Origin of the sequence: Streptomyces coerulescens (genome assembly GCF_042657965.1) — a bacterium.
GTDB lineage: Bacteria > Actinomycetota > Actinomycetes > Streptomycetales > Streptomycetaceae > Streptomyces > Streptomyces coerulescens.
The window spans coordinates 315,683-341,575 of the sequence record NZ_JBHSKM010000005.1; the positions used below are offsets into that span (position 1 = coordinate 315,683).

A 25,893-nucleotide genomic window follows, 5' to 3' on the forward strand; every position below is an offset into this window, starting at 1 on the left:
GCATGCCGCAGGAGACCCCGCATGCACCAGCACCACCCCTTGCGTCTCGCCCTCGCGACGGCCACCACCGCCGCGCTGACGGGCGGTCTGCTCACCTTCACGGCGGCCGCGCCGGCGACGGCCGCGACCGGCCAGTACGCGGCCGACTTCAACGGGGACGGCTACAAGGACTCCATCGCCGCGGCCACCCAGGCCCGGGTGGGCGGGATGTGGTGGGCGGGTGCCGTCGGCATCGTGTACGGCTCGTCGAGCGGGGTGGGCCGTACGGCGTCCGTCAGCCAGAACACCACCGGTGTGCCCGGTGCGGCCGAGGACTACGACGCCTTCGGCGAGGCCGTGGCGGTGGGCGATCTCAACAAGGACGGCTACAGCGACCTCGCCGTCGGCTCCCCGTACGAGACGGTCGGCGACGACGAACAGGCCGGTTCCGTGGTGATCGTCTGGGGCTCGTCGACCGGGCTGAAGGGCGCGACCACCGTCAAGGACCCGGCACCCACCCGGCACGACCGCTGGGGACAGGCCCTCGCCGTCGGTGACTTCACCGGTGACGGAAAGCCGGACCTCGCGGTGGGCGCCACCGGCACCACCCAGTGGATCATCAAGGGCGGCTTCACCAAGTCCGGCACCACGGGCGCGAAGATCACCTACACGACGACATGGACCGGCAGCGGCGGCGTGCGCCGACTCGTGTCCGGCAAGGTCAACACCGACACCAAGGCCGATCTCGTCGTCGGCGGCCGCAGCAAGCTCTCCTCCGAGAACCACCTCGACCACAACCACCTCTACTTCGGCACCACTTCAGCCCCGGCCAGACAGCGCGAACTGCCCTACGGCACCCAGCTCACCATTGCCGACCTGAACAAGGACGGCTACGGCGACGTCGTCACCGGCTGGACCCAGACCGCGACCGGCGGTTCGATGGCGGGCAACGGCCCGGCGGTCGTCTCGTACCTCACCTCCTCCGGCGTCTCTTCCACGCTCCAGCTGCCGTGGCCCGGCATCCCCTCCGTCGGCGACATCGACGGCGACGGCCGAAAGGACCTGGCGCTCGGCGACCCCGACGACTCCACCGAGGCCGGGGTCAGCGGAGCCGTCCACCTGCACCACGGCACCACCGCGGGCCTGACCGCGGACGCCGTGACCCTCACCCAGAACTCCGCCGGTGTGCCCGGCGCCGCCGAGACGAACGACTTCTTCGGCGAGAGCACCCTGCTCACCGACCTGAACAAGGACGGCAAGGCCGACCTGGTGACCGCCGCGAGCGGCGAGAACGACGGGGACGGCCTCGTCACCGTCCTGAAGGGCTCGGCCTCGGGCATCACGACGTCCGGCGCGAAGACGTACGGCCCGAGCGCCTTCGGCATCTCCACCGGCGACGACCCCCGACTCGGCATGATCATGGCCGGCTGACCCCAAGGAGCCCCCTATCCCCATGCACAGACACACCTCGGCGGCCCTGGCCGCCGCCCTTCTCACCGCGGGCCTGACCCCGCTGGCCATGAGCACCCCGGCGTCCGCCGCGGTCGCCAAGCACTACGACGACTTCAACGGCGACGGCTACCGGGACCTGGCGTACGGCCATTACTACCAGGGCATCTCCGGCGCCGACGGCTGGGAGGGCGGCGCCGTCAACATCGTCTACGGCACGGCGGGCGGTCTCGACACCACGCACACCCAGGTCGTCCACCAGGACAGCCCGGGCATCCCCGGCACCGGCGAGGAGGACGACACGTTCGGCGAGTCGATCGCCGGCGCCGACCTCAACAAGGACGGCTACGCGGACCTGATCGTCGGCAACCCGATGGAAGCGGTCGGCAGCGCGCGGTACCGCGGCACCGTCACCATCGTCTGGGGCTCCAGGTCCGGCCTGTCCGGCGGCACCAACCTCACCCCGGCGTCCGGCGCCGGCAGCTACTTCGGCCGCGACCTCGCCACCGGCGACTTCACCGGCGACGGCTCGCCTGACCTCGCGGTCATCGGCGGCGAGGAGACCTGGCTGTACCGCGGCGGCTTCACCAAGTCGGGTACGACGGGCAGCGTCAGCCGGATCGACAAGGAGGGACAGGGCTGGTACTCGTACGGCCTCGCCTCCGGCAAGGTCAACGGCGACGGCAGGACCGACCTGGTGGTGCTCGGCGAACAGTTCGTCGACAACAAGCCGGTGCCCCGCATCTGGTTCCTCAAGGGCGCCTCGGGCGGTCTGACGTCGGGTGCCTCCAAGACGTACTCCAGCGCTCCCTGGACCGCGGCGATCGGCGACTTCGACAAGAACGGCTACGGCGACATCGCCGTCGGCCTGCCCGACAACAACGACGGCAAGGGCATCGTCAGCGTCTGGCGCGGCACGTCCTCCGGTCCGAGCGGCTCGATGACGTACAACCAGGCCAGCTCCGGTGTCTCCGGCAGCCCCGAGGCGAACGACAACTTCGGCTACGCGGTCTCGGCGGGCGACACCAACGGCGACGGCTACGCGGATCTGGCGGTCGGCGTGCCGCAGGAGGACGTGAACGGCCTGGCGGACCAGGGCGGCGTCCATGTGTTCCGGGGCGGGTCCGGCGGCCTGAGCGGTTCGCGGTCGTCGTGGATCCCGCAGACGGTCCAGGGTCGTCCGGCCGACTCGTACGAGTCCTTCGGCTTCGCGCTGCGCGTGCGCGACGTGACCGGCGACGGCAAGGCCGAACTGGCCATCGGCGCGGCGAACCTCAGCGTGCTGCTGCGCGGCTCGGCCGGCGGGCCGACGGCCACGGGTGTGACGGAACTGCCGGAGCTGGGTGGGGCGTTCATCGACTGAGGCGACGTATGAAGGCAGCGAGTCCGGTGGCGGTGGCGGTGATCATCGTGCCGGGCTCCTGTCGCCATCGGTGCCGGGCTCCTGTCGCCATCGGACGAGAGTCCGAAGCGAGTCTCAGGAAGCTCAAAGATTTAACGAACCCTCGTACAACCCTTCCGCCCCATCGCGAGTCTCCTGATCGCCGACCGCACGGTGAACCCGAGGACAACTCCCGGAGAACACCACCGGTCGCACCCCACCGACTGCGGATGCCCGCCAGGCATCCCCCGCATGCCGCAGGAGAAACCGCATGCACAAGCACCACCTGCGACTCGCCCTCGCGACGGCCACCGCGGCCGCGCTGACGGGCGGTCTGCTCACCTTCGCCGCCTCGACGGCGACCGCCGCCGACTCGACCACCGTCCCGCACGCCGACTTCAACGGCGACGGCCGGGGCGACGTGGCCTTCTCCGCCGACGGCGCCTACGTCGGCGGCAAGAAGGAGGCCGGCCAGCTCGTCGTCCTGTACGGCACCACCACCGGCGTCTCGTCCGCCAAGCGCCACACGATCAGCCAGAACACCACGGGCGCCCCCGGCAGCGCCGAGGCCGGCGACCGCTTCGGCCACGACACCGCCTACGGCGACTTCAACGGCGACGGCTACGACGACATCGCGGTCGGCGCGGCCGGCGAGGACGTCGGCAGCGATGTCGACGGCGGTGGCCTGGCCCTCTTCTGGGGCTCGGCCTCCGGCATCACCGGCAAGGGCGTCACCGTCGCCGACCCGGCCCCCGCCCAGCACGACGCCTGGGGCAAGAACCTGGCCGCCGGCGACTTCGACGGCGACGGCACGGACGACCTGGCCGTCGGCAACACCTCCAGCACCATCCAGGTCTTCAAGGGCGGCTTCAACGCCTCGGGCACCGCGCTCGGCGGCCGCTACACCGTCAAGCCCCAGATCCGGTCCGGCGGTACGGCCCGCGGCCCGCTCAACCTCACCTCGGGCGACGTGAACGGCGACGGCCGCACCGACTTGGTGGTCGACGGCTTCGAGACCGACACCGAGTACGCCTGGAACACCAACTACTTCGTGCCCGGCACCGACGGCGGCCTGTCCGCCGGCGACGCCCGGCCCCTCAAGGGCGGCGTCATCACCGGGATCGGCGATGTCAACGGCGACGGCTACGGCGACATCGTCACCGGCATGCACTGGAACAAGGCCGACGACGGCGTGACCTTCCCCGGCGCCGAGGACGGCGGCAAGGTGTGGATCACCTACGGCGCCGCGAGCGGCCTCGGCTCCACCACCGGCATCACCCAGAACACCGGCAATGTGCCCGGCACGTCCGAGAAGAACGACTACTTCGGCTACGAGCTGGAGCTCGGCGACATCAACGGCGACGGCTACCAGGACCTCGCGGTGGGCGTCGCCGGTGAGAACATCGGCACCGCCACGGACACCGGCATGGTCACCGTCCTGTACGGCTCGGCCTCCGGCCTGAACACCGCCTCCGGCGCCCAGTCCTTCGCGCAGAGCACGGCCGGCGTCCCCGGCAACGACGAGGACGGCGACGTGTTCGGCATGGACGTCAAGCTCGACGACGTCACCGGCGACGGCAAGGCCGACCTGATGGTCGGCTCCGGCGAGAACGACGGCAACGGCGGGGTCACCTACCTGCCCTCCAACGGCTCGAAGATCACCACCACCGGCTCCCGTTCCATCGCCCCGAGCACCTCGGGGGTCTCGACGACGGGCACGCCGTTCTTCGGCGCCAACTTCGCCGACTGAGCCACCGTACGACCGGACCGGCCGGGTCCGTCCCTCCACGGGCCCGGCCACCGACCCATGGAGCACCCCGGTCCCGCCCCCACCGGGCACCAGGCGCGCCTCTCCTCCCAGGAGCATCCACCTTGCGCAAGCGCCCCCTTCTCCTCACCGCCGTTCTCACCACCGGCCTGCTCACCGCGCTCCCGGCCAACACGGCCTCCGCCGCGCCCTCCGGCCTGGCCGGTGACTTCAACGGCGACGGCTACCGCGACGTCGCCGTCAGCGCCATGTGCGCCACCGTCGGCTCCGCGTCCTGCGCCGGTGCCGTCGTCGTGCTGTACGGCTCCTCGTCCGGTGTGTCCGCGAGCCGCAAGGCCGTCATCACGCAGAACTCCACCGGCGTCCCCGGCACCGCCGAGTCGGGCGACCTGTTCGGGTCCTCCCTCGCCGCCGCCGACCTGGACCGCGACGGCTACTCCGACCTCGTCGTCGGCTCCTCCGGCGAGACCGTCGGCGACCGGGACGGCGTCGGCTCCGGCACCGTCCTGTGGGGCTCCACGTCCGGCCTGTCCGGCGGCAAGGGTCTGCCGCAGCCGTCCGGGCTCGCGGAGTACGGCGGCTTCTCGCGCGGCGCCGCGACCGGTGACTTCGACCGCGACGGCGACATGGACGTCACGCTCACCGGGCAGAACCACACCCGCCTGTACCTGGGCCCGTTCACCCGCACCGGCGGCCCGCTCAGTAACTACCGCGTGGGCGAACTCGGCACCACCTACGACGTGATCGCGGGCGATCTGACCGGCGACGGCGCGGCCGAGCGCGTCTACCCGTTCAGCGTGGACGGCGACGCCGGCGGCGAAATCGACTACTACCGCTGGACCGGCAGCGGCTACAAGTTCACCGAACTGCCGAACGCGGACGGCCTCTCGGGATCCATCGGCGACATCAACGGCGACGGCTACGGCGACCTCGTCCTCGGTGACTCCTCCGACCCGGGCAGCGTCAAGCCCGGCGGTCACAAGGGCGGCCAGATCACCGTCTGGTACGGCGGCCCGAACGGCCCCGACCCCGCGCAGACGCCGACCGTCATCCACCAGGACAGCGCGAACGTGCCCGGCTCCGGCGAGACCGACGACGGCTTCGGCATGTATCTGAGCACCGGCGACATCAACGGCGACAAGTTCGCCGACGTCGCCGTCGCCGTCCCCGGTGAGGACCTCGGCTCCGCGAAGGAGGCCGGCTCGGTGACCGTGCTGTTCGGCTCGGCGTCCGGTCTGAAGACCTCGGGCTCGAAGTCGTACACCCAGGACACCGCCGGTGTCCCCGGCTCCGCCGAGACCGGGGACCGCTTCGGTACCGCGGTCGACCTCACCGACATCACCAAGGACGGCAAGGCCGACCTGACCATCGGCGTCGACGGCGAGAACGGCTCCGGCGGCGTCTGGACCCTGCGCGGCTCCGCCACCGGCCTGACCACGACCGGCGCCCAGGGCCTGACCGCCGCCGCCGTCTCCCTGAAGCCGTCCACGTACTACTTCGGCTCGGTGATCGCCCAGTGACCCCCACGGCAGGCGGTCCCGGCCACGGCACGGCCCTCGACTTCTGATCTCCTTCATGTGAAAGGGACTTCACCTTGCGCAAGCGCACCCTCCTGCTCGCGGCCACCCTCACCACGGGCCTGCTGACCGCCCTCCCGGCGACCGGCGCCGCCGCAGCGCCCTCCGGCCTGGCCGGCGACATCAACGGCGACGGCTACCGCGACGCCGTCATCACCGCACCCCTCGCCAAGGTCGCCGGCAAGAGCAAGGCCGGCTACGTCGCCGTCGTCTACGGCGGCGCGAGCGGCCTGGACACGACCAAGCGGCAGATCATCAGCCAGGACACGGCCGGCATCCCCGGCGTCCCGGAGAGCGGCGACTACTTCGGCGACCGCGCCACCACCGGCGACCTGGACCACGACGGCTACACCGACATCGTCGTCGGCGTGCACGCCGAGCAGATCGGCACGACCGACGACACCGGCGCCCTGACGGTGCTGTGGGGCGGCGCGACCGGCATCAAGTCCGGCACCGACATCTCCTCCCCGCTCCCCGAGTACCGCAGCGAGCTGGGCTGGTCGGTGGCCACCGGCGACTTCGACGGCGACGGCGATACCGACCTCGCGGCGGCGAACAACGCCTCCCCCGGGCTGAACATCTTCAAGGGCCCCATCACCCGCACCGGCAAGGCCACGGAACTCGTCGGCATCGACACCTCCGACCAGACCGGCATCAACACCGACCAGATCGTCGCGGGTGACGTCAACGGCGACGGCAGGTCGGACCTGCTGGTGATGGGCCAGGAGGAGATCAGCGGCGGCTACCGCACCCGCAGCGTCCTGTACAAGGGAGCGGCGGCCGGCCTCACGCCCTCGAGCAAGGTCGCGGGCGGCTACGCGGCGGTCATCGCGGACGTGAACAAGGACGGCTACGGCGACATCGTCACCGGCAACTTCATGGAGAAGTCGACCGACGAGCCCAACGGCGGCTCCGGCGGCGCGGTGACCGTGACATACGGAGCCGCGGGGGGCCTGAGCACCCGCACCCCGGCCCGCTTCACCCAGGACAGCGCCGCGGTGCCGGGCGCGTCCGAGCGGAACGACGCCTTCGGCTGGAGCCTGGACGCCGGTGACACCAACGGCGACGGCTACACCGACATCGCGGTCGGCGTCGCCAACGAGGACCTGAGCGGGAAGACGGACGCCGGTTCGGTCGTGATCCTGCGCGGCTCCGCCTCCGGCCTGACCGGCACCGGCTCCAAGGCGTTCTCGCAGGACACCAGCGGAGTGCCGGGCACCGCCGAGTCGTACGACTACTTCGGTCACTCCGTCCTGCTCACCGACGTCAGCAAGGACGGCCGCGCGGAGCTGGTCTCCGGTGCCCGCGGCGAGAACGACGGCGCGAGCGCCGCCTGGGCCCTGCGCGGCAGCTCCTCCGGCATCACGGCCACCGGCGCGAAGTCCTTCGGCAGCACGACGCTGGGCGGCCCGTCCGGCCTCACCTACTTCGGCGACGTACTGGCCGGCTGACCCGCCGGCGCGCCGCCGACCCGCGCACCCGCGCCGACGCGCGGGTGCGCCGGGCACCCCCCACTCTTCGCCCACCCCACTCACACCCGCGGGAGGAACCCCACATGCTGCGGCACCACCGCACCGGCAACCGCAACCGCCTCCACTCCCTGGCCCTGGCCACGGCCACCGTCGCCGCCACCCTGACGGCCGCCCCTCTGCTCACCGCGGCACCGGCCGCCGCGGCCCCCGCCAAGTACGCCGACGACTTCAACGGCGACGGCTACCGCGACCTCGCCACCGCCGCCCCGTACACCCCGGTCGGCGGCAAGACCGACGCGGGCGCGGTCGTCGTCAACTACGGCTCCGCGAACGGCATCAGCGCCACCCGCCGCACCGTCATCACCCAGAACACCGCCGGTATCCCCGGCACCGCCGAGCAGGACGACGAGTTCGGCCAGTCCCTCACCTCCGGCGACCTGAACCGGGACGGCTACGCCGACCTCGTCGTCGGCTCCACGGGCGAGAACGCCGACGCCGGCGCCGTCGTGATCGTCTGGGGCGCCAAGAGCGGCCTGTCCGGCGGCCAGGTCGTCCCCGACCCGGCCCCGTCGGCCCACGACGAGTACGGCATGTCCCTGACCGTCGGCGACTTCAGCGGGGACGGAAAGATCGACCTCGCCGTCGGCAGCACCGGCAGCGACATCTGGATCCACAAGGGCGGCTTCCTCAAGGCGTCCGGCGCCGCGTCCCGCTACCAGCTCTCCACCGACCTGTACACCGGCGCCATCTACGGCTCACAGAGCCTGGCCGCCGGCGACGTGAACGGCGACGGCACCGCCGACCTGGTCGTCAGCGGCACCCAGGCGGAGACGTACGACGACGGCACCTTCGTCTACCTGGGCTCCGCCTCCGGCCTCACCCGCCAGGCGTTCCTCAAGAACGGCGCCTACGAGCTGGCGACGGTCGGCGACCTCAACGGCGACGGCTATGCCGACGTCGTCGCCTCCACGTACGGCGACGACGGCGCGACCAGCCTCGGCGGCTCCATCAGGGCCTACCTCGGCAGTGCGAGCGGAGTCCACACGTCGCCGCAGGCCACGATCACCCAGGACACCCCCGGCGTCCCGGGCGCGGACGAGGTGGGCGACTGGTTCGGCAACGCCCTGTCCATCGCCGACATCAACCGTGACGGCTACGCGGACCTGGCCGTCGGCACGATCCACGAGGACGTCGGCGCCGCCGAGATCGCCGGCAGCGTCACCGTGCTGCGCGGCTCGGCCGCCGGACTGACCGCCACCGGCGCCCAGTCCTTCACCCAGAACACGGCCGGCGTCCCCGGCACCGCCGAGTCCGCCGACCGCTTCGGGGCGTCGGTACGCCTGTCCGACCTGAACGGGGACGGCCGCGCCGACCTGTCCGTCGGCGCGGACGGCGAGAACCACCCGGCGGGCTCGATCTACAACCTGCGCGGCGCCGCCTCCGGCATCACCACCAGCAAGGCGATCAGCTTCGGCCCCGGCTCACTGGGCCTGCCGTCGGGCTACCTGCGGCTGGGGCAGGTAATGCTGCGCTGATCCGGGATCGGGGATCCGGGATCGGAATCCGGATCGGGATGGGGATCGGAATCCGGATCGGGATCGGAATCCGGATCGGGATGGGGATGGGGATCCGGATGGGGATGGGGATAGGGATCCGGATGGGGATGGGGATGGGGATCCGGATGGGGATCGGGATAGGGATGGGGATCTTGATCCATCCGGCGGGCCCTCCCCCGTACGGCGGAACCCCGACGGGGCACCCGCAGGAGGGCCTCCGCACCCCCTAGGGGATGTCACAGGTCGGCCGCAAAGCCGGGCCCTGAGCGCAGGGCCCGGCACACCGATCTCCGGGACCAGGTACGTTCGAAGGCGTGGCTGGATTCAGGATCGGACGGGGCAGCCGGAACAACGGCACCCCGCAAACGCGCCCCCAACAACCTCCGTACGGGCAGCAGGCGCCCCAGGGGCAGCCGTACGGCTATCCCCCGCCGCCGCAGCAGCCGTACGGCGGCGCAGGCGGCGGCGGTGGCGGCTGGCCACAGGCGAACAGAGGCGGCGGCCAAGGCAGTTACGGCCCCGGCGGTCACGGAGGCCGCGGGGGTCATGGGGGCCACGGGGGTCATGGCGGCCACGGGGGTCACGGCGAGCCGGAGTATTTCGGCGACGGCGACTACGCACACGGCCCGGGCGGCGGCGCCCCGGATCCGTACGCGGCGAACAACCCGGGCCACACCCAGGCGTTCTCGGTCGGCGAGGACCCCTACACCCAGGGCGGGACCTACCAGGCGGGCTCGGCCCCGGCCGGCCCGATCGGCCCCCGTCTGCACTGGAAGGCCCTGCTGCGCGGCGTGGTCTTCTCGCCCTCCCAGACCTTCCTCCAGATGCGGGACTACACGATGTGGGGCCCGGCCCTGATCGTGACGTTCCTCTACGGCCTGCTGGCGGTCTTCGGCTTCGACACCGCACGTGAGGACGCGATCAACGCGACCCTCTCCAACGCGGTCCCGATCGTCCTGACCACGGCCGTCGCGATGGTGGTGTCCTCCTTCGTCCTGGGCGTGGTCACCCACACCCTGGCCCGCCAGCTCGGCGGCGACGGCGCCTGGCAGCCCACGGTCGGCCTCTCCATGCTGATCATGTCCCTCACGGACGCCCCCCGCCTGGTCTTCGCCATGTTCGCGGGCGGCGACGCCCCCCTCGTCCAGGCGCTCGGCTGGGCGACCTGGGTGGCGGGCGGCGCCCTGCTCACTCTGATGGTGACCAAGTCCCACGACCTGCCCTGGCCCAAGGCCCTGGGCGCGAGCGCGATCCAGCTGATCGCACTGCTGTCGATCGTGAAGCTCGGCACGTTCTAGTCACACGACCGCAGAGGGCCCCCGGCGCACGGCGCCGGGGGCCCTTTCACGCGTGAGCTCCGACAGAGGCGTCGGGGTCAGCGGCGGTAGCCGTCGTGGTGCCGGTAGTCCCCGTGACGGCGGTCGTCCCCGTGACGGCGGTCGTCCCCGCGCTGACGGTCGTCCCCGTGGTGACGGAAGTCGCCGTGGTGACGGTCGTAGCCCCAGGACTCGCTGTCGACGAGACGGCCGCGGTCGTTGCGGAGGGTGGCGGTGTCGGAACGGTTGTCCCAGACGTACTGTCGGCGGTCCTGGTACAGGTCGCTGTCGGTGTCGCGGCCGACGCCGGTGTGGACGCGGACCGTGGCGCGGCCTTCGAGACGGTAGTGGTCGAAGGTGTACGTACGACCGTCCCTGTCCTCGAGGGTCCAGCCGTCAAGGTTGACGGTGTGGCGGGTGGTGTTGGTGATCTCCACCCACTCGCGGTTCAGGGAGCGGTTGGAGCGGTCGTCACGGCCCGGGGAGTCGTACTGGACGTGCGAGATCTCCACCTTCGGCCGCTCGGGACGGACGTGGTCGGCGGCGGACGCCGGCAGCGTGGCCACCGAGACCAGTGCGCCGGCGGCGAGCACGGCGGCGGCGAGACGGCGGGCGCTGACAGGAGCGGAAGCGGACAAGGGGTCTCCCATGGTGCGGACACCTTCCCCGGGAGGCCGTTCGGGCTGCCGGGGAGTCGGTGCGGTGTTGTTGGCGGCCGGCCGGCCGCACGCACACCTTGTCCACGTTGTGGAGAAATTCAGGAGCAAGCACACCCCTGTTACGGATTGCCCATATTTCTATGACACTCGACTGTAACATCCATTTACTGCCCCTATGCCCGAGTATCGGCATGCGGACAGGGAGGAAGACCTTGCGGCCACTGGGGCGCGTCACCTCCCCACCACGATGCGCGACCCGGCAGGGAATCGACCCATCACCCGAAAGTGAGTAACAACGAGGCACCCGCGCAGAGGGAAAACGTGTGCTGTGTCGGCGCGGAGCCTCAGCAGTACGTACGGCCGGCGAAGTGCCGCAGGTCAGACCGCTTCCCGGTTCTCCTTGGCCGCTTCCCCGGACCTGTGCACAGGAGGCAGAACACTCCAGGGGAAGTTGATCCACTCGTCGGTCCGCTTCCACACGTACTCGCACTTCACGAGGGAGTGGGACTTCTCGTAGATCACGGCGGACCGCACCTCGGCGACATGCTCGACGCAGAAGTCGTGGACGAGCTTGAGCGTCTTGCCGGTGTCGGCGACGTCGTCGGCGATCAGCACCTTCTTGTCGGTGAAGTCGATCGCGTTGGGAACGGGCGCGAGCATGACGGGCATCTCCAGCGTCGTCCCCACCCCCGTATAGAACTCCACGTTCACCAGATGCAGATTCTTGCAGTCGAGGGCATAGGCGAGCCCGCCGGCGACGAAGACCCCGCCCCGGGCGATGCTGAGCACGATGTCGGGCTCGTACCCGTCGTCGGCGATGGTCTGCGCAAGCTCACGGACGGCGACACCGAACCGCTCGTAGGACAGATTCTCGCGTGCCTGGCCGACGCCCATATCGCTCATACCTGGGTCCGGTGGAAGTTCTGGAAGGACCGGGAGGCGGTGGGCCCGCGCTGCCCCTGGTACCGGGAGCCGTAGCGCTCGCTGCCGTACGGGAACTCGGCCGGCGAGGAGAGCCGGAACATGCACAGCTGGCCGATCTTCATGCCGGGCCAGAGCTTGATCGGGAGCGTCGCGAGGTTGGACAGCTCCAGGGTCACGTGCCCGCTGAACCCCGGATCGATGAACCCGGCGGTGGAGTGCGTGACGAGCCCGAGCCGCCCGAGCGAGGACTTTCCCTCCAACCTGGAGGCAAGATCATCGGGCAGGGTGATGACCTCGTACGTCGAAGCGAGAACGAACTCCCCGGGATGCAGGATGAACGGCTCATCGCCCTCCGGCTCGACGAGCCGCGTGAGGTCCACCTGCTCGACCGAGGGATCGATGTGCGGGTACCGGTGGTTCTCGAACACCCGGAAGTACCGGTCCAGCCGTACGTCGATGCTGGACGGCTGCACCATGGTCTGGTCGTAGGGATCGATCCGTACCCGCCCGGCGTCGATCTCGGCCCGGATGTCCTTGTCTGAGAGAAGCACGCCCCGAGGATACGCAAGGCGCACGGAACGACGACAATCGCGCCGCCCGCACGCCAGGCTGTCACTGCTGGTACCGCGTGTGCTTCCGCTCCGCTACTGCTTCTCCAACTGCACCGGCACCACACTGCGGAGCCGGGCACAGCGGGGACATCGCACGAGCCGGCCGGGGCCGAGGCGCTCGGCCTGCTGCATCGGGAACGAAGCGGTGCTGAACACGTGCCCATCGGCACAACGGACGACGGTGCGCTCCATCAAGTCCAAGAGTCCCTTCCCCAAGAGCCGCGTCTGGCACGTCTGGCTGCTGCCTACCTGACGACGAGAGGCCACATTACGGGATCAAAGGGACGGCGCTCCAGGCGGCACTCCGACCCCGCCCGGACCCTCTCACACGCCCCCACGGTACGCCCCAACTCCGGTGCCCCGCACCCGGATCCCTCCCCTGAAACGCACTCAGGCCCCGCGGCATCAGCGCCGGGGGCCGGTGATGAGGTACAGTGACCAGGCGATCGGACACCGACTCCGGATCATGCCGAATCGGGCGTCTTACGCGGGTGTAGTTTAATGGTAGAACATCAGCTTCCCAAGCTGAGAGCGCGAGTTCGATTCTCGTCACCCGCTCCATGCGAAACCCCCAGGTCAGAGGCCCGGGGGTTATCTATTGTCTAGACCGGTGGGCCGATCGCGCACCACAACCTCACCATTAGCACTCGGCGGCCTCCTCGTTGGCTGCACGGGATCACCGGAGCCGTCCATCGCACGCTCGGCGCGGACCAGGTTGTCGAGGCCGGCAGCCACATCGCTCTGCCGCTCCTCGACGGAGTGCTGATAGATCAGCGCAGCCTGCCCGGAGGACCGGCGCGGGCGAACCGTCGTGCCCTTGAGGGTCGCGCCCGGCCGGGTCGAGAGGGCGAGTCCGGTGTGACGAAGGTCGTAGAAGCGGAAGCCGTCCGGGAGGCCGACGACCGCGCAGGCTTGTCGCCACTTCCAACCGACGGAGGTCCGCCGGAGCGGCGCGCGCCCTTCTCGCCTACGAAGACCAGACCGGCCAGCCCCTTCTCCACGTGCCAGGCGAGATGCCGCTTCACGTCCTTGTGAGGACGACGGGGAGAACGACGGTGCGGACTCCCACGTCGGACTTGGTCTCGCCGGGGGCACGCTTGCCGCTGGTCCGTTCCGGCTCGGCTACGCGGACACGGATCAGGAGGTTGTCGAGGTCGGCGTCTCAACGGCAGAGGTCCGCCGGCCCTGCCATGTGTGCAGCCGTGCGGACCGCGTGACGCAGTGCGGCTTTCGGGTGCGGACGCCGAAAGGACCAGGGCGCGGCTACCGCGAAAGGCCAGAGCCCGCCGATCAGCTGCTCAACTCGGCTCCCTCCACCTATGGTTGTCCCAGGGCTTTGCGGGGGGAAGGACCTGTGAAATGGACGACGTAAACGAGGTCGTGGAGCAGACGCTGCCGTTCTGGGTCACCGTCACAGACGACGGCGCAGACGACTCAATGGGACTGTTCAACAGCCGGGACGGCGAGGCGGTCCTGCGCGCCGTACCGCTCGGCCCGCTACGGAAGAACCTCGCTGACACCGTCGATGCGCTGCAGCAGTTGTTTGCCGACGCCGCCGCCCGCGGTGGAACGCTCCCGCTTGCCGAGGCCCAGCTCTCCTTCCAGGTCACCGCCGGCGGCGGCGTCCAACTCGTGGGGACCGGCCAGGTGCAGGGAACCCGTGGCCTGACGCTCGTCTTCAAGCGCCCGTCCTAAGGGCGGTGCAGGATTGACTCGCTATCGAGCTCTGCTCATCGGGGTCGCGCAGTACACAGCACCGGGGATCAGCGCCCTGCCCTTCGTCCTTGGGGATATGGAGCGGATGGCCGCAGCGCTCTCCGAACGCGGCTTTCACTCGCCCCGCCTGGCCAGCTCCCCCTGGTTCACACCCAATGTCATCAACGGCGAGGTCACCGGCTTCCTGGCCGAGGCCGAGCCCGGGGACCGCTTGCTCATCGTGCTCAGCGGCCATGGGGTGCACTCCGAGGGCAAGGACTACCTGGTGCCCGAGGACATCCGCCCGGAGTTGTCCACGTTCACCAGCGGTTGCGTCGAGATCGACTGGCGAGAGGAACTGGAACGCTGCCGAGCTGCTCAGATCGTCTTCCTGATCGACGCCTGCCGAGAGGGCATCCAACGCGACAGCATGGGCACCTCTGCCTGGACCAACCGCAAAGTCGCCGCCACGCTGCGTCGCAAAGTGGCGTACGTCTACGCGTGTTCGAAAGCGGAGGTCGCCCGCTACGTTCGGGACACCGACACCGTCCGCGACGTACAGGAAGCCAGCACGCAGCCCCGGGAGTCGTTCAGTCTCTTCTCGCGGACCGTCACGGAGCTGCTCGGCAGCACGGTGAGCTCCCTGCGGGAGTTCAGGCAGGCCGCACAGGAACGCATCACAGCTCTGCACGAGGCGTACGGAAAGCCGGGCGCCGCCCAGCACATTCGCGTACTCACCGAGGACGACCATGACGGCTTCGTGATCTTCCCGCCGGTGGAGGAAGGCGCACGAGCAGTCGGCGCGGAACAGGCCTGGGCCGATGCGGTCCTGTGTCACCCGGTCTGGAGGCGAACCGATCCCGCCCGGGGCGCGAGCGTTGAGGCGCTAAGGGAGTTCTGCGCGTGGCTTGTCGGCGCCTACGGTCGCGCTTGCGGCGAGGCCGAGCGCGCCTTGGCCGAAGATCCCTGGTACGACCGCGAGTTGGCCGAGCGGACCACGGAGCGGCTCGGTTTTCTCCTGGTCCACCTCCCGGAGAACACTCCACTCTCGCCCACCGAAGCGGCTCTGCTGGCCGTACTTCCCTTTGCCTCCCAGACCCACTGGGCCCAGCACGCCGCACAATGCGAGGTGTCCGAGGAGGCACTCAGCGATTTCCTGCACACCCTCCCCCGCCTGCACCGCCGGCTGCGCACCCTGGAGCAGGACCCCAACCGGGCAGTACAGGACATCTGCTGGTGGGGCTTCCACCGCTGGCTGGTCCTCCATCCCGAAGCGTTCACCACGCGTTTCCTGACCTGCTCCGAGCCCTTGGGTCCAGCCCACGTGGTGGACTGGGCCCGGGAGGAACTCTCCGCCGAGCGACTCCTGGGCCACTTGAAGGAACAGCGCATCGCGCCCGTCGCAACCCCCGGCACCACCCGCAGTACCGCGCTTGCCGACGAACGCCCCGTCGCACCCAGCACCGAGCACGAACACGATGTCAGGGAGCGTCTCGTCTCCTGCCTGTTCAAAGCAGCTCATGCCCTGGCCATCGACTCCGTTGACCTGCCCGAGGTGCTCGTCGAACACATCGGCATCTCCGACAGCGTCTCGCTGGAGGCCTTGCACGGCACCCTGCGACGGGCACGTTGGCTGCCCACCGGAGGCGGAAGGTCACTGAACGCGCTGTGCGAACACCCCGCCGTCGAACTGGCCCTCAGACGCCACGCCGACGCAGTCGACACCCTGCTGCGCGACATCGACAAGGAGGCGGCGAAGAGGGGAAGTTCACTGGCGGCGCTACGTTCCCTGCCGACGTACGCCGATGCCCAGCAGGTAAGTCTCAGCACCGCTACGCCCGCAGAGCTCACCAGCGGCATCAGGTTCCGGCTCGCCGACGATCGGGTCCAGGAACTCCTGATGGGCGAACAGCTTTACGGAAACCGCGAGTTGGCGATCCGGGAGCTGTATCAGAACGCGCTGGACGCCCTTCGCTATCGCGCCGCTCGCACGGAGTATCTCCAGCGCACCGGTGTCCAAGTCCCCGAATGGAAAGGTGAGATCATCTTCACCGAGGGAAAGGACGACCGCGGCCGCCCCTACCTGCAATGCGCCGACAACGGCATCGGGATGGGCGTCACGGAGCTTAGCCGCTCCTTCTCCCAAGGCGGTTCCCGCTACGTGGACCTGCCGGAATACCTGGAAGAAGAGGCACTGTGGGCGTCCCTCGACCCGCCACTTGAGTTCTGGCCGGTGAGCCGATTCGGCCTCGGCGTCCTCAGCTATTTCATGATCGCGGACGAGCTCACCATCAGCACCTGCCGGCTGGACCGGAAGGGACGACCAGGGCAACGCCTGAAGGTGACCATCGCCGGGCCCGGGAACCTGTTCCGGGTGGAGGATCTGGGGCCGGGGGCCGAGGCGGGCACCACAGTGCGCCTGCACGGTGTGCGGGGGCAGAAGATTCCGTCCAGTGGCACGGAACTAGGGCAGTACCTGCGGGTCTCGCAGTACCGCGTGCAGGCGCCGCGGAAGGGAAAAATCCGGGTGTGGGAGCCGGGAGCGCTCGTTACCGCCAAAAGAAGCAGCGCGGAAGCATCTCGTCCACAACAACAGCCCGTCCCCGACCGGGAGCCCGAGGACAGGCAGCACCCCGAGCTCTCCCACCGTCCCTTTGTCTGGACTCGAGAGAAAGCCCTCCACGCCCACGGTGACACCCTCTCCCGCCCCTGTCCCGAGCCCTCCATGCATGACGCGCCCGTGGCGGCAGAGAAGTACGGCGTGTGGTGGGTGAACGGCGAGAGTTTCCTCCTCGTGGATGGGATCTCCTCCGGTCAGAGGAAACTCTTCGGAAGAGCGGTCGATCTTCACGGCACCGAACAGGTGACGCTCTCCATCGACCGGAAGAAAATCCTGAATTTCGACAGCGGAGCAGTGCACCGCCGATGCCTGGCCGCCGTCGACGACCTGGTGGACCACGCATGCTTTCTGACTCCCCCATGGCTGGGCCGACTTCAACAGGAGGACGGCGCTCTGGCCGATGCGATTGTGGCCCGGGCTGCGGACAAAGGCGTCTGCTGGAGGCTTGGTGACTGGACGCTCAACGTGGCGAGAGCCGGGTTCTTCCCACCTGACCATGTACTCCTGCCCGCAGTGACCGGCACCCTCCCCCGGCCCCGGACCCACCATGACGTCGTGGCCGCCCTGCTGGTTCTCTGTATGCCGGAGCCTGTCATCCGGTGGCGGCTGCTCGCGCTCCACCCTGACCTGTCGGCGGACTCCGTCCCGGTAGCCATGCCATCCGACATGCAACTGCTGCTTCCCGATGCCCACAGCACCAGCGACACCTGGGAGACATACCTCGCCGAAGCCAATCGCAACTTCGCCATGGCATGTGACGGCCATTCCCGTTCCGTGCACCCGCCCTCCACCTATTACGAGAGGCAGGGAGATGACCGTCCAGCAGAACTGCTGCAGCTGATAGCGCTGCCTTCATGGCGCTCCGCCCAGCAACCGGTGCCACCCGAGGAGGTGCTCAGCATCGCACTGGAAATGGAGTGCGCCCCCTCGCACGTCGCGGAACGATTGGCGCGACTTGACTACGACGTGGTGCCCCTCGGCCCGCTCTCGGAAGCGACCGCTGAGGATCTACCTCTGCTTTGTCTGAACTGGCAGAACGACTACCGGTCCGGTGTCCTACCAATTCCTCCGGGTGGATACGTGCCGCTCGCTCATCTGTACCGACAAGGGCACCCCGCCGAAGCCGCCCGACGCCTGGAAGAACTGGGCTACACCATTCCGGAGCAGGCGAGCGATGGCCTTGTCGCTGCCGATGAAATCGACTCGGTGGACCAGAGCATCCTCTTCGGGCTGATCATGTACTACGGGCACAGTGGCCTGCCGAACTCCCCGGCTGAGGAGACCAGCGTGGACGCCGAAGGGATCCGGTTTTCGAACGTCCCCCCCAAGGTCGTGGCGCGCCGACTGACCCGGCTGGGCTTCCCCGTTTCCTCCCACCCAAGCCGGGGCGGCGTCACAGCGTCGTTCGGCCAGCTCACCGTGAGCCCGGGTTCCCTCTCTTTCAAGGGTTTCTCAAGAACCGAAGCGGAATTCGGCTGGCATCGCCCTCAGCTCTCACCGAGCGCCGCCGCCTCCCTCACGGCTACCCATCTCCGCGTCGCCGCCACCCTGACCTGCGGCTCCGTCGACACGCTCAAGGCCGAACTCGCAAAGCTGGGCCACCCCCACAACTTCGCTGAGGACCTCGCCCACGACCAGGTTCTGATCCACGCCTTCGAGGAACCAGCCTCCCTCCCGCACCCCAATTGCGCAGGAGGCGGCCGCATCACCCTCGCCGAGATCGCCTCCGCGGCAATCATGGTGCACCGGCCTTTCCGCGAGGTGGCTGCTAAGGCCACCGAGCTCGGCTTCCGTCACGACGCCGAGCAGTGGTTCACCGATGCGCGGTGAACGATGCATGAGGCCGCAGCCGCTGAAGAACAGGAGTCGGACGGCCATCGCATTCACCATAGGTGGATCCGTACCTCATCAGGCCCGAACAGATCTGGCAGAGCCTTATGGGGGTGTCGTCGCGAAACCGCCAAGGCGACCAGGGCAGATGTGCATCGCGAAGCCGACGTGTCAGCGGGCTCCCGCGTCCGCAGAACAGAACCTCGACGGGCCCGCCGCGTCTCGACAGAGCGGCCTCGCATGGGCTTCGTGCCCAGAGCGTGCCCATAAGACCGGGCAACCCCGGTAAACAGCGGTGTGAAACCGCCCCGCAAATTTGCCCTGTAGGCAACGAATCTCCAGGTCAGAAGCTCTTCCCCACCTCAAGCGCCGTCGCTTCCCAAGCTGAGAGCGCGAGTTCGATTCTCGTCACCCGCTCCATGATGAAACCCCAGGTCAGTGGCCTGGGGTTTGTTTGTCGGCTAGTCCGATTTGAGGGGTGACGTGCCCTCCGCGTGCCCTGAGCCGAGGCCGGAAGGCCGCCTCACGCGCATTCAGACGCCACCCTTGACACGCGAACCCCTGACGTCATCCGTGGCGCCGATCTGCGTCGGGCGGGTTGTGCTCAGGCGGGCCGGGTGGGGGCCCGTAGTTCGGTCCTGTATCCGCCCTGTGGGGTGGGTTCGGCGGTGAGGGTGCCGTCGAGCAGTTCGGCGCGTTCTCCTAGGCCGATCAGGCCGTGCCGGGCGCTGGGCAGGGCGACGGACGGGCGGGTGGGGGCGGTGTTGGTGACGGTGACGCCGAAGTGCTGCGCGTCGTGCCACAGGCGCACCTCGGCGCGGGCGCCGGGGGCGTGCTTGCGCACGTTGGTGAGGGCTTCCTGGACCGTGCGGTAGACGGTGCGCTGGGCGGTCGTGCTGATGCCGGGTGGGAGTCCGCCGGTCAGGGTGGTCTCGATGCCGCTGTTGGCGATGAGCTGCTGGAGGTCGGCGAGGGTGGGCTGGGGGGTGAGTTCGGTTTCCTTGCCGCCGGAGGCTCGGAGCAGGGTGACCATGTGGCGGAGTTCGTCGAGGGTGTTCACGCTCAGGGTGCGGATGGTGCGGGCGGCCTCGCGGGCGTCGGGATCCTTGGCGGCGACCTGGAGGGCTCCGGCCTGTACGGCGATGAGGCTGACCTGGTGGGAGACGACGTCGTGCATCTCGCGGGCAAGCTGGGCGCGTTCGCGGGCGAGGACGGTCTGGGCGTGCAGGGCGCGTTCGTGTTCCCGGGCCTCTTCGACCTCGACGAGCTGGAGGGCCACGTCGTGTCTGGCCTGGACGAGTTGGCCGAACAGCACGGGGGCGGTGGCGGTGGCCAGCGTGTAGACGAACTGAATGAGTGTCCAGGTCTGGTCGCCGGCGAATCCGTCGGACAGGGGCCAGGCGAGGGTGCTTGCCGCCGCGTTCAGCAGGACGCAGCCGGCCAGCAGCGGGCGGTTGCGGGTGGACGCGGCCAGTGTGTACAGGGCGGTGATCGGCGCGACCGCCACGTCCATGAACAGGGTCATGGGCAGTGTCAGCAGGAAGACGGTCAGCGGAAACCGCCTGCGCAGGAACAGCGCTGCGCTGCCGAGGGCGACGCAGGACCAGATGAGGGGGGTTCCCTCGTCGTAGAGGTTGATCCAGGCGTCGAGCACGGCGAGCGCGACGAGGCCCGCGTCGAGCGCCCAGGGCGGCAGCCACCGCCACAGTGCCCTGCGTGCCCTGCCTGTACTCATCGTCCGTTGTCCCGTGCCGCGTCGTCACCGTGCTCGCCGAGCAGTCCGGCCCGCTCGGCGAGCAGTGCGGCCTGGACACGGCTGGAGACCCGCAGCTTGGTCAGGATCGAGCTGACGTGGTCCTTGACGGTGCCCGCGCTCAGATGGATGCGGGTGCCGATGTCGGCGTTGGACAGTCCTTCCGCGACCAGGACGAGGACGTCGCGCTCCCGGTCGCTGAGCAGGCCGACGCGTGCCGTGTCCGCGTCCCGGGGTGCTCCCGCCCCCGGGTGACCGCGAAGCAGTGCGCGTGAGGCTTTCGGGGACATCACCACCCCGCCTGCGGCCAGGGTGCGTACGAGGTGGGCGAGTTGTTCTGGCTCGGTGTCCTTGAGCAGGAAGCCGGCGGCTCCCGAGCGCAGTGCGGTCAGGATGTACTCGTCGGTGTCGAAGGTGGTCAGCATGGCCACGTGCGGCGGTGCGGGCAGCGTCTGGATCTGCCGCAGGACGGTCAGGCCGTCCACGTCCGGCATGCGGATGTCGAGGAGCACGACGTCCGGCTGCTCGCGCCGGATCACGTCGGCCGCTCGCGCCCCTTCCGCGGTCGCCACGACCTCGATGCCGTCGGACGCGTTCAGGATCATCCGGAATCCGGACCGCACCAGGGCCTCGTCGTCCACCACCACTACCCGGATCACCGGCGTTCCGCCTCACACTCGTCTGCGCTGTCCTGCTGCTCGGCGACCCGTACGCCCCGCATCGGTGAGGCCACGTTCTCGTACGGTGTTCGCCTGCCGCCGACGGTACGTCCGGCAGGGTACGCGGTGGCGTGATCACCGTGGACTGTGGACACCTGGCGGGCCGGCTCCAGCCGTTCGGGGGGTGCGCTCCGGCCCATCGGCAGGCCGGCGGGCGAGGCCCGGCGGATGGTGCCCGTGGTGCTCGTGCCGTGAGATCGGTCTGTGGGTCCGCCCGAATCCGCGGGCCGCAGCCGATTTCCGTACCCGTTCGAGGATCGCCCACCCATGCCCCGCTCGTACCTGCGTCAGTCCGTCCGTGCTCTGCGCCGCTGTGCTGCGCAGCCCCATGTGCTGTTCGGGGGTGTGTACGGGGCGGTGCTGTCCAGCTCCATGGTGGCCGCCCTGACGGAGCAGGGCGAGACGGCGCCCGCCGACCGGTTCAGCAGCGCCCAGTGGCTCCTGGTCACGGCCGTCGCCTCGGCCCTGGCACACGGCTACGCGCATCTGATCGCCCTGCGCGGCGACCGGACCCATCACGGTGTGCGCGCCGGGGTGCGGCTGTTGCTGTCCGAGTGGCCGCTGGTGGTGGCGACGGTGCCGACGCTGGTCCTGCTGCTCGGCGCGGCCTGGGGGTGGTGGCCCTCGGAGGGCGTCGAGTACGTGGTCTTCGCCGTGAACGTGGTGCTGCTGTTCGCCTGGGGGGTGCTCGCAGCCCGCGCCGCCGGTCGCACGTAGGGCTCCGCCCTGAGGATCGGCCTGGCGGACGCGCTGCTCGGGCTCGTCGTCGTGGTGGCCAACGCCGTCATCAAGTAGGGCGGTGGGCCGTCCATGCCCGGTGACCGGCCGGGGTGCCGGTCCGCCGGTCGGCGGGGTGGTCCCGGCCGGTCGGCGGGGGTGTCACCGAAGCCTGCCGGATGGTCCGCTTCCTGACGGCACGGCGAGATTGTCCTTATGACACAGATACAGCCGCCGCAGGAGACATCGGCTCCGCGGGAGACATCGCCTCCACGGCCCGCAACCTCGCCCTCGTCCGACGGGAAGGTCACGGGCGGTCCCTCGATGGGACGTCTGGTCGGGGTGGATCTGGCCCGCGCGCTGGCGGTGTTCGGCATGTACATCGTGCACATCGGCCCGATGCTGGGGAACACGAGCGGCGTCGGTACGTGGGTTCGGTTCCTGGCCGACGGTCACTCGTCGGTCCTGTTCGCCACCCTCGCCGGGTTCTCACTGATGCTGATCGCCGGTCGCCGTGAGCCGAAGACCGGCCTCGCCGGCCGCCAGGCGAAGGCCCGGATCGCGATCCGCGCCGTGATCCTGCTGGCGCTGGGCAGCGTGCTGGCGATCGAGTACGGGGACGTCATCATCCTCGGCTTCTACGGCGTCTACTTCTTCCTCGCCCTGCCCCTGTTGCGGCTGTCCGCCAGGACGCTGGCGATCATCGCCGCGGGGCTCGCGCTCGTCACGCCGCAGCTGGCGTTCGTCCTGAAGATGTGGCTGAGCGGGTCCGTCCTGCAGAGCATCAACGCCTACGACCCGCTTGAGAAGCTCAACGACGTGGGAGTCGTCGATCTGCTGCTCACGGGCCTCTATCCGACGATCACGTGGATGCCGTTCCTGATCGCCGGCATGGCGCTGGCCCGCCTCGACCTGTCCGCCCCCGCCGTCCAGCGGCGCCTTGCCGCGCTCGGCGCCGCCCTCACCGTGGCTGCGTACGGCCTGTCCCTGCTGCTTGCGGGCAAGGACGCGGTGTTCGGCGGGATCGGGGGGTCGTCCAGCGGCTCCGGTTCGTGGTCCGGCGGTTCGGGTTCGTGGTCCGGTGGCTCAGGGGCGGGGTCGAGTGGCAGCGGGTCCGGCGAGCAGCTCGTGTCGTCGGCCTCGGACCTGCTGGGTGCCGGGCCGCACACCGGCACCACCTTCGACATCGTCGGCAGCGTGGGCTTCGCGATCCTCGTGATCGTGGGCGCGACGGTGCTGATGGACCGCCTGCCGCGACTGCGCCGCCTGGCGAAACCGGTCATCGCCGTGGGCACCATGTCCCTGACGGCCTACGTCGGCCACTTCCTCGCACAGTCCGCATGGCCCGCTTCCGGCGCCGGCACCGCGAATTCCTGGGTGCCCGTGCTCACGTACATCCTGGTGGCGATCGTCTTTGCCGCGATCTGGTCCCGCTTCTTCCGCCGCGGTCCCCTGGAGTATCTACTCAACGCCGCCACCAAGCCGGCGAAGTACGTCCGATGAGGCCGGGGGCCGGGGCAGTCGGCCGACGTGGCCTGCCCCCGGCTCCGGCAGCCCCCGTGGTCCGCAAGGGCCGATCCCATCAGCCCTTGCGGCCGGAACGGCCGGCCACGGTCGGCCGTTCCGGCCGACGCCCACGAGGAATCCTGAAGTGCTGTCATTCCTCGTGGTCCTGGCCTGCGCCTACATCCCAGGACGCCCGCCCCGGGTACCCACCCCGCCGATCAGCGGCAGCAACACTGCCGACAGCCTGGACTCCGGCCATCCGGAAGGCTGCCCGCGTCGCCGGACGGGTCGACGGCGACCGCGCTCGCCCCTCCGGTCCCGCACGACGACACGCTGCGGGCCACCGCGCCGCGCGAGCCACGCGAACCCGGGCGATGCCCCGCCGGACGGGTCACACAGGCCCCCGAGCGGCGGGGCAGGAGTGCTCGCCGCCGTCGTACACGGCGGCGGATCTCAGGGTCGGGTATGACAGCGTCCGCGGCCTTCCGTGCCCAGGTGTACTCCCTTAGGCTCCTCCGCCGGACCGCACGTGTTACCGACGGTAGGGGAGACCGGTCATGGGGCGAACGGGCAGCACGCGACGCACCTTTGTGGTGGGGGCCGCGGCCGCGGGCGGGGCCGTGGCGCTGGGCACCGGCACGGCGGCTTCAGCGGCACCGGCGCAGGGACGGCAGCAGGCCGTCGCCGTGCTCGGCGGTGGCGTCGCCGGGCTGACCGCGGCGCATGAACTCGCCGAGCGGGGCTTCGCGGTGACCGTCTATGAGCGCCGGGCGCTCGGCGGCAAGGCCCGCTCCATGGACGTACCGGACAGCGCGAAGGGGAGCCGCAAGCCACTGCCCGCGGAGCACGGATTCCGATTCATCCCGGGGATCTACCACAACCTCCCCGACACGATGCGGCGCATCCCCTTTCCCGGGAACGCAGGCGGCGTCTGGGACAACCTGGAGGCACCCAAGGAGATGATGTTCGCGCGGAACAATGGCCGCGAGGATCTGCGGATACCCATCCCCGGGGAGAAGGAGCCCGCCGAACTCACTCTCGACGACATCAGACGCGCCCTCACCGGATTCCTGGAGACGGGATTCAACCTCCCTATCCATGAGATCGCGTACTTCGTGAACCGCGCCGTCGTCTTCCTGACCAGTTGCGACGCACGCCGCAACTCCACCTGGGAATCCACCCCTTGGTGGAACTTCGTACGCGCCGGACAGATGTCGAAGGAGTACCAGCGCATCCTCGCGGTCGGCGTCACCCGCAACATCGTCGCCACCAAGGCCGAGGAAGCCAGTACCCGCACGGTCGGCACCCTCGGCGAGGCCTTCGTTTTCAACGCGCTCGGCCGGGGCGCGGACGGCCCACCCGACCGGATCCTCAACGCACCCACCAATGAGGCCTGGATCGACCCCTGGGTAGCTCATCTCACGTCTCTGGGGGTGGAGTTCCGCATCGGCTGGACCGTGCACGAGGTGAAGCTGGGCGGAGACGGGCGGGTCTCCGAGGCCGTCATCGAGGATGCGGACGGCGTACGTCGCTCCATTACCGCCGATCACTATGTCTCTGCCATGCCGGTGGAGCACGCACGGCGCACCTGGAGTGCCGAACTGCGCGCCGCCGACCCACAGTTGGCGCGCTGCGACAAGCTGCAGACGGACTGGATGACGGGCCTTCAGTTCTATCTGACCGAGACGCCGCCCGTAGTACATGGCCACTTCAACTGCATCGACTCGCCATGGTCGCTGACCGCGATCGCCCAGGCCCGGCACTGGCCAGGGCGTGACTTCGCCGCCGACTACGGCGACGGCGTGGCCAAGGAGTGTCTGTCGGTGGATATCTCCGAGTGGGACAAGCCCGGCGTCCTGTACGGCAAAACGGCCAAGCAGTGCACCCGCGAGGAGGTCGCACGCGAGGTGTGGGCACAGCTCAAGGACGCACTCAACGACACCGGCAAGACGGTGCTGCGCGACGGCACGCTGCACTCGTGGTTCCTGGACCCCGGAGTGGACGGGATCGGCACCCCGCACCCGACCAACCAGGACGAGCTGCTGATCCACCCCGTGGGCACGCTGCACAACCGGCCTTCGGCCGGGACCACGGTCCCGAACTTCTTCCTCTCCGGGGATTACGTCGCCGTGGACATCGACCTCGCCACCATGGAGGGCGCGAACGCCTCGGCCCGCCAGGCGGTCAATGCCCTTTTGGATCGAGCAGGTTCGAGTGCGCCGCGCTGCACGGTCACCCCGTTGTTCCGGCCGCCGGAGCTCGAGGGCCTCAAGCGCCACGACCGCTTCCGCTTCAATCTCGGCCTGCCGAACGCGTTCGACCTGGGGTGATCCAGTCGGGAGCGGTCGCTCGACCTGATCA

General features: G+C 69.7%; 17 protein-coding genes, 1 tRNA gene and 1 pseudogene. 13 read left to right on the plus strand and 6 right to left on the minus strand.

Features of this window, described 5'->3' with window-relative positions; genetic code table 11:
• Positions 1-21: 21 nt before the first annotated feature.
• The 7 genes from ACFPQ9_RS11690 to ACFPQ9_RS11720 all read left to right on the plus strand — a co-directional run bounded on the left by ACFPQ9_RS11690 (position 22) and on the right by ACFPQ9_RS11720 (position 10,480).
• Positions 22-1,410: an FG-GAP repeat protein gene (locus ACFPQ9_RS11690; RefSeq protein WP_380850884.1), complete on the plus strand. Its 1,389-nt coding sequence runs from the start codon at positions 22-24 to the stop codon at positions 1,408-1,410.
• A gap of 22 nt (positions 1,411-1,432) precedes the next feature.
• Positions 1,433-2,791 (plus strand): FG-GAP and VCBS repeat-containing protein, encoded by a 1,359-nt coding sequence (locus tag ACFPQ9_RS11695; protein WP_380850887.1) that lies wholly within the window; start codon positions 1,433-1,435, stop codon positions 2,789-2,791.
• 289 nt (positions 2,792-3,080) lie between these two features.
• Positions 3,081-4,559 carry an FG-GAP-like repeat-containing protein gene (locus tag ACFPQ9_RS11700; RefSeq protein ID WP_380850890.1) on the plus strand — a complete coding sequence of 493 codons (1,479 nt, stop codon included), beginning with the start codon at positions 3,081-3,083 and terminating at the stop codon, positions 4,557-4,559.
• Positions 4,560-4,681: 122 nt separating this feature from the next.
• A complete protein-coding gene (locus tag ACFPQ9_RS11705; RefSeq protein WP_380850893.1) occupies positions 4,682-6,097 on the plus strand; it encodes an FG-GAP-like repeat-containing protein in 1,416 nt (471 codons plus the stop codon).
• Between the two features lie 74 nt (positions 6,098-6,171).
• Positions 6,172-7,605 (plus strand): FG-GAP-like repeat-containing protein, encoded by a 1,434-nt coding sequence (locus tag ACFPQ9_RS11710; RefSeq protein ID WP_380850896.1) that lies wholly within the window; start codon positions 6,172-6,174, stop codon positions 7,603-7,605.
• Between the two features lie 104 nt (positions 7,606-7,709).
• On the plus strand, positions 7,710-9,161 hold the full coding sequence (locus ACFPQ9_RS11715) for an FG-GAP and VCBS repeat-containing protein (protein WP_380850899.1): 1,452 nt from the start codon (positions 7,710-7,712) through the stop codon (positions 9,159-9,161).
• Positions 9,162-9,496: 335 nt separating this feature from the next.
• Complete coding sequence (locus ACFPQ9_RS11720) at positions 9,497-10,480, plus strand: Yip1 family protein (RefSeq protein ID WP_380850902.1); 984 nt, start codon at positions 9,497-9,499, stop codon at positions 10,478-10,480.
• Between the two features lie 77 nt (positions 10,481-10,557).
• Here the strand turns inward: ACFPQ9_RS11720 and ACFPQ9_RS11725 are convergent, their stop codons facing one another.
• The 3 genes from ACFPQ9_RS11725 to dcd form a co-directional block, all read right to left on the minus strand.
• Positions 10,558-11,136: a lamin tail domain-containing protein gene (locus ACFPQ9_RS11725; protein WP_380851047.1), complete on the minus strand. Its 579-nt coding sequence runs from the start codon at positions 11,134-11,136 to the stop codon at positions 10,558-10,560.
• Between the two features lie 399 nt (positions 11,137-11,535).
• Entirely contained in the window at positions 11,536-12,051 is a 516-nt protein-coding gene (locus ACFPQ9_RS11730) for a phosphoribosyltransferase (RefSeq protein ID WP_380851050.1), read from the minus strand.
• A gap of 5 nt (positions 12,052-12,056) precedes the next feature.
• Positions 12,057-12,632: a dCTP deaminase gene (dcd, locus tag ACFPQ9_RS11735; protein ID WP_380850905.1), complete on the minus strand. Its 576-nt coding sequence runs from the start codon at positions 12,630-12,632 to the stop codon at positions 12,057-12,059.
• A 547-nt stretch (positions 12,633-13,179) separates the two neighbouring features.
• Between dcd and ACFPQ9_RS11740 the strand changes: the two genes are divergently transcribed.
• Positions 13,180-13,253: transfer RNA gene (locus tag ACFPQ9_RS11740), tRNA-Gly, on the plus strand.
• A 30-nt stretch (positions 13,254-13,283) separates the two neighbouring features.
• Here ACFPQ9_RS11740 and ACFPQ9_RS44670 read toward each other — a convergent pair.
• Positions 13,284-13,854, minus strand: a pseudogene (locus tag ACFPQ9_RS44670) (tyrosine-type recombinase/integrase); the annotation flags it as partial.
• Between the two features lie 197 nt (positions 13,855-14,051).
• Between ACFPQ9_RS44670 and ACFPQ9_RS11745 the strand changes: the two are divergent.
• A complete protein-coding gene (locus tag ACFPQ9_RS11745; protein WP_380850908.1) occupies positions 14,052-14,387 on the plus strand; it encodes a Pepco domain-containing protein in 336 nt (111 codons plus the stop codon).
• Positions 14,388-14,400: 13 nt separating this feature from the next.
• Entirely contained in the window at positions 14,401-18,837 is a 4,437-nt protein-coding gene (locus tag ACFPQ9_RS11750) for an HD domain-containing protein (protein WP_380850911.1), read from the plus strand.
• Positions 18,838-19,441: 604 nt separating this feature from the next.
• Here ACFPQ9_RS11750 and ACFPQ9_RS11755 read toward each other — a convergent pair.
• Positions 19,442-20,572, minus strand: a complete 1,131-nt coding sequence (locus tag ACFPQ9_RS11755) for a sensor histidine kinase (protein ID WP_380850914.1) — start codon at positions 20,570-20,572, stop codon at positions 19,442-19,444.
• The gene (locus tag ACFPQ9_RS11760; protein ID WP_380851053.1) at positions 20,569-21,195 is read right to left on the minus strand and encodes a response regulator; all 627 of its coding nucleotides are present in this window, start codon (positions 21,193-21,195) and stop codon (positions 20,569-20,571) included. Before ACFPQ9_RS11760 ends, ACFPQ9_RS11755 begins: the two co-directional genes overlap by 4 nt.
• Positions 21,196-21,576: 381 nt before the next feature.
• Here ACFPQ9_RS11760 and ACFPQ9_RS11765 point away from each other — a divergent pair, with 381 nt between their 5' ends.
• The 3 genes from ACFPQ9_RS11765 to ACFPQ9_RS11775 all read left to right on the plus strand — a co-directional run bounded on the left by ACFPQ9_RS11765 (position 21,577) and on the right by ACFPQ9_RS11775 (position 25,862).
• Positions 21,577-22,026 carry a hypothetical protein gene (locus tag ACFPQ9_RS11765; protein ID WP_380850917.1) on the plus strand — a complete coding sequence of 150 codons (450 nt, stop codon included), beginning with the start codon at positions 21,577-21,579 and terminating at the stop codon, positions 22,024-22,026.
• A gap of 216 nt (positions 22,027-22,242) precedes the next feature.
• Positions 22,243-23,529, plus strand: coding sequence for a DUF418 domain-containing protein (locus ACFPQ9_RS11770; protein WP_380850920.1), 1,287 nt, complete (start codon positions 22,243-22,245; stop codon positions 23,527-23,529).
• Between the two features lie 560 nt (positions 23,530-24,089).
• The gene (locus ACFPQ9_RS11775; protein WP_380850923.1) at positions 24,090-25,862 is read left to right on the plus strand and encodes a hydroxysqualene dehydroxylase; all 1,773 of its coding nucleotides are present in this window, start codon (positions 24,090-24,092) and stop codon (positions 25,860-25,862) included.
• Positions 25,863-25,893: the final 31 nt, after the last annotated feature.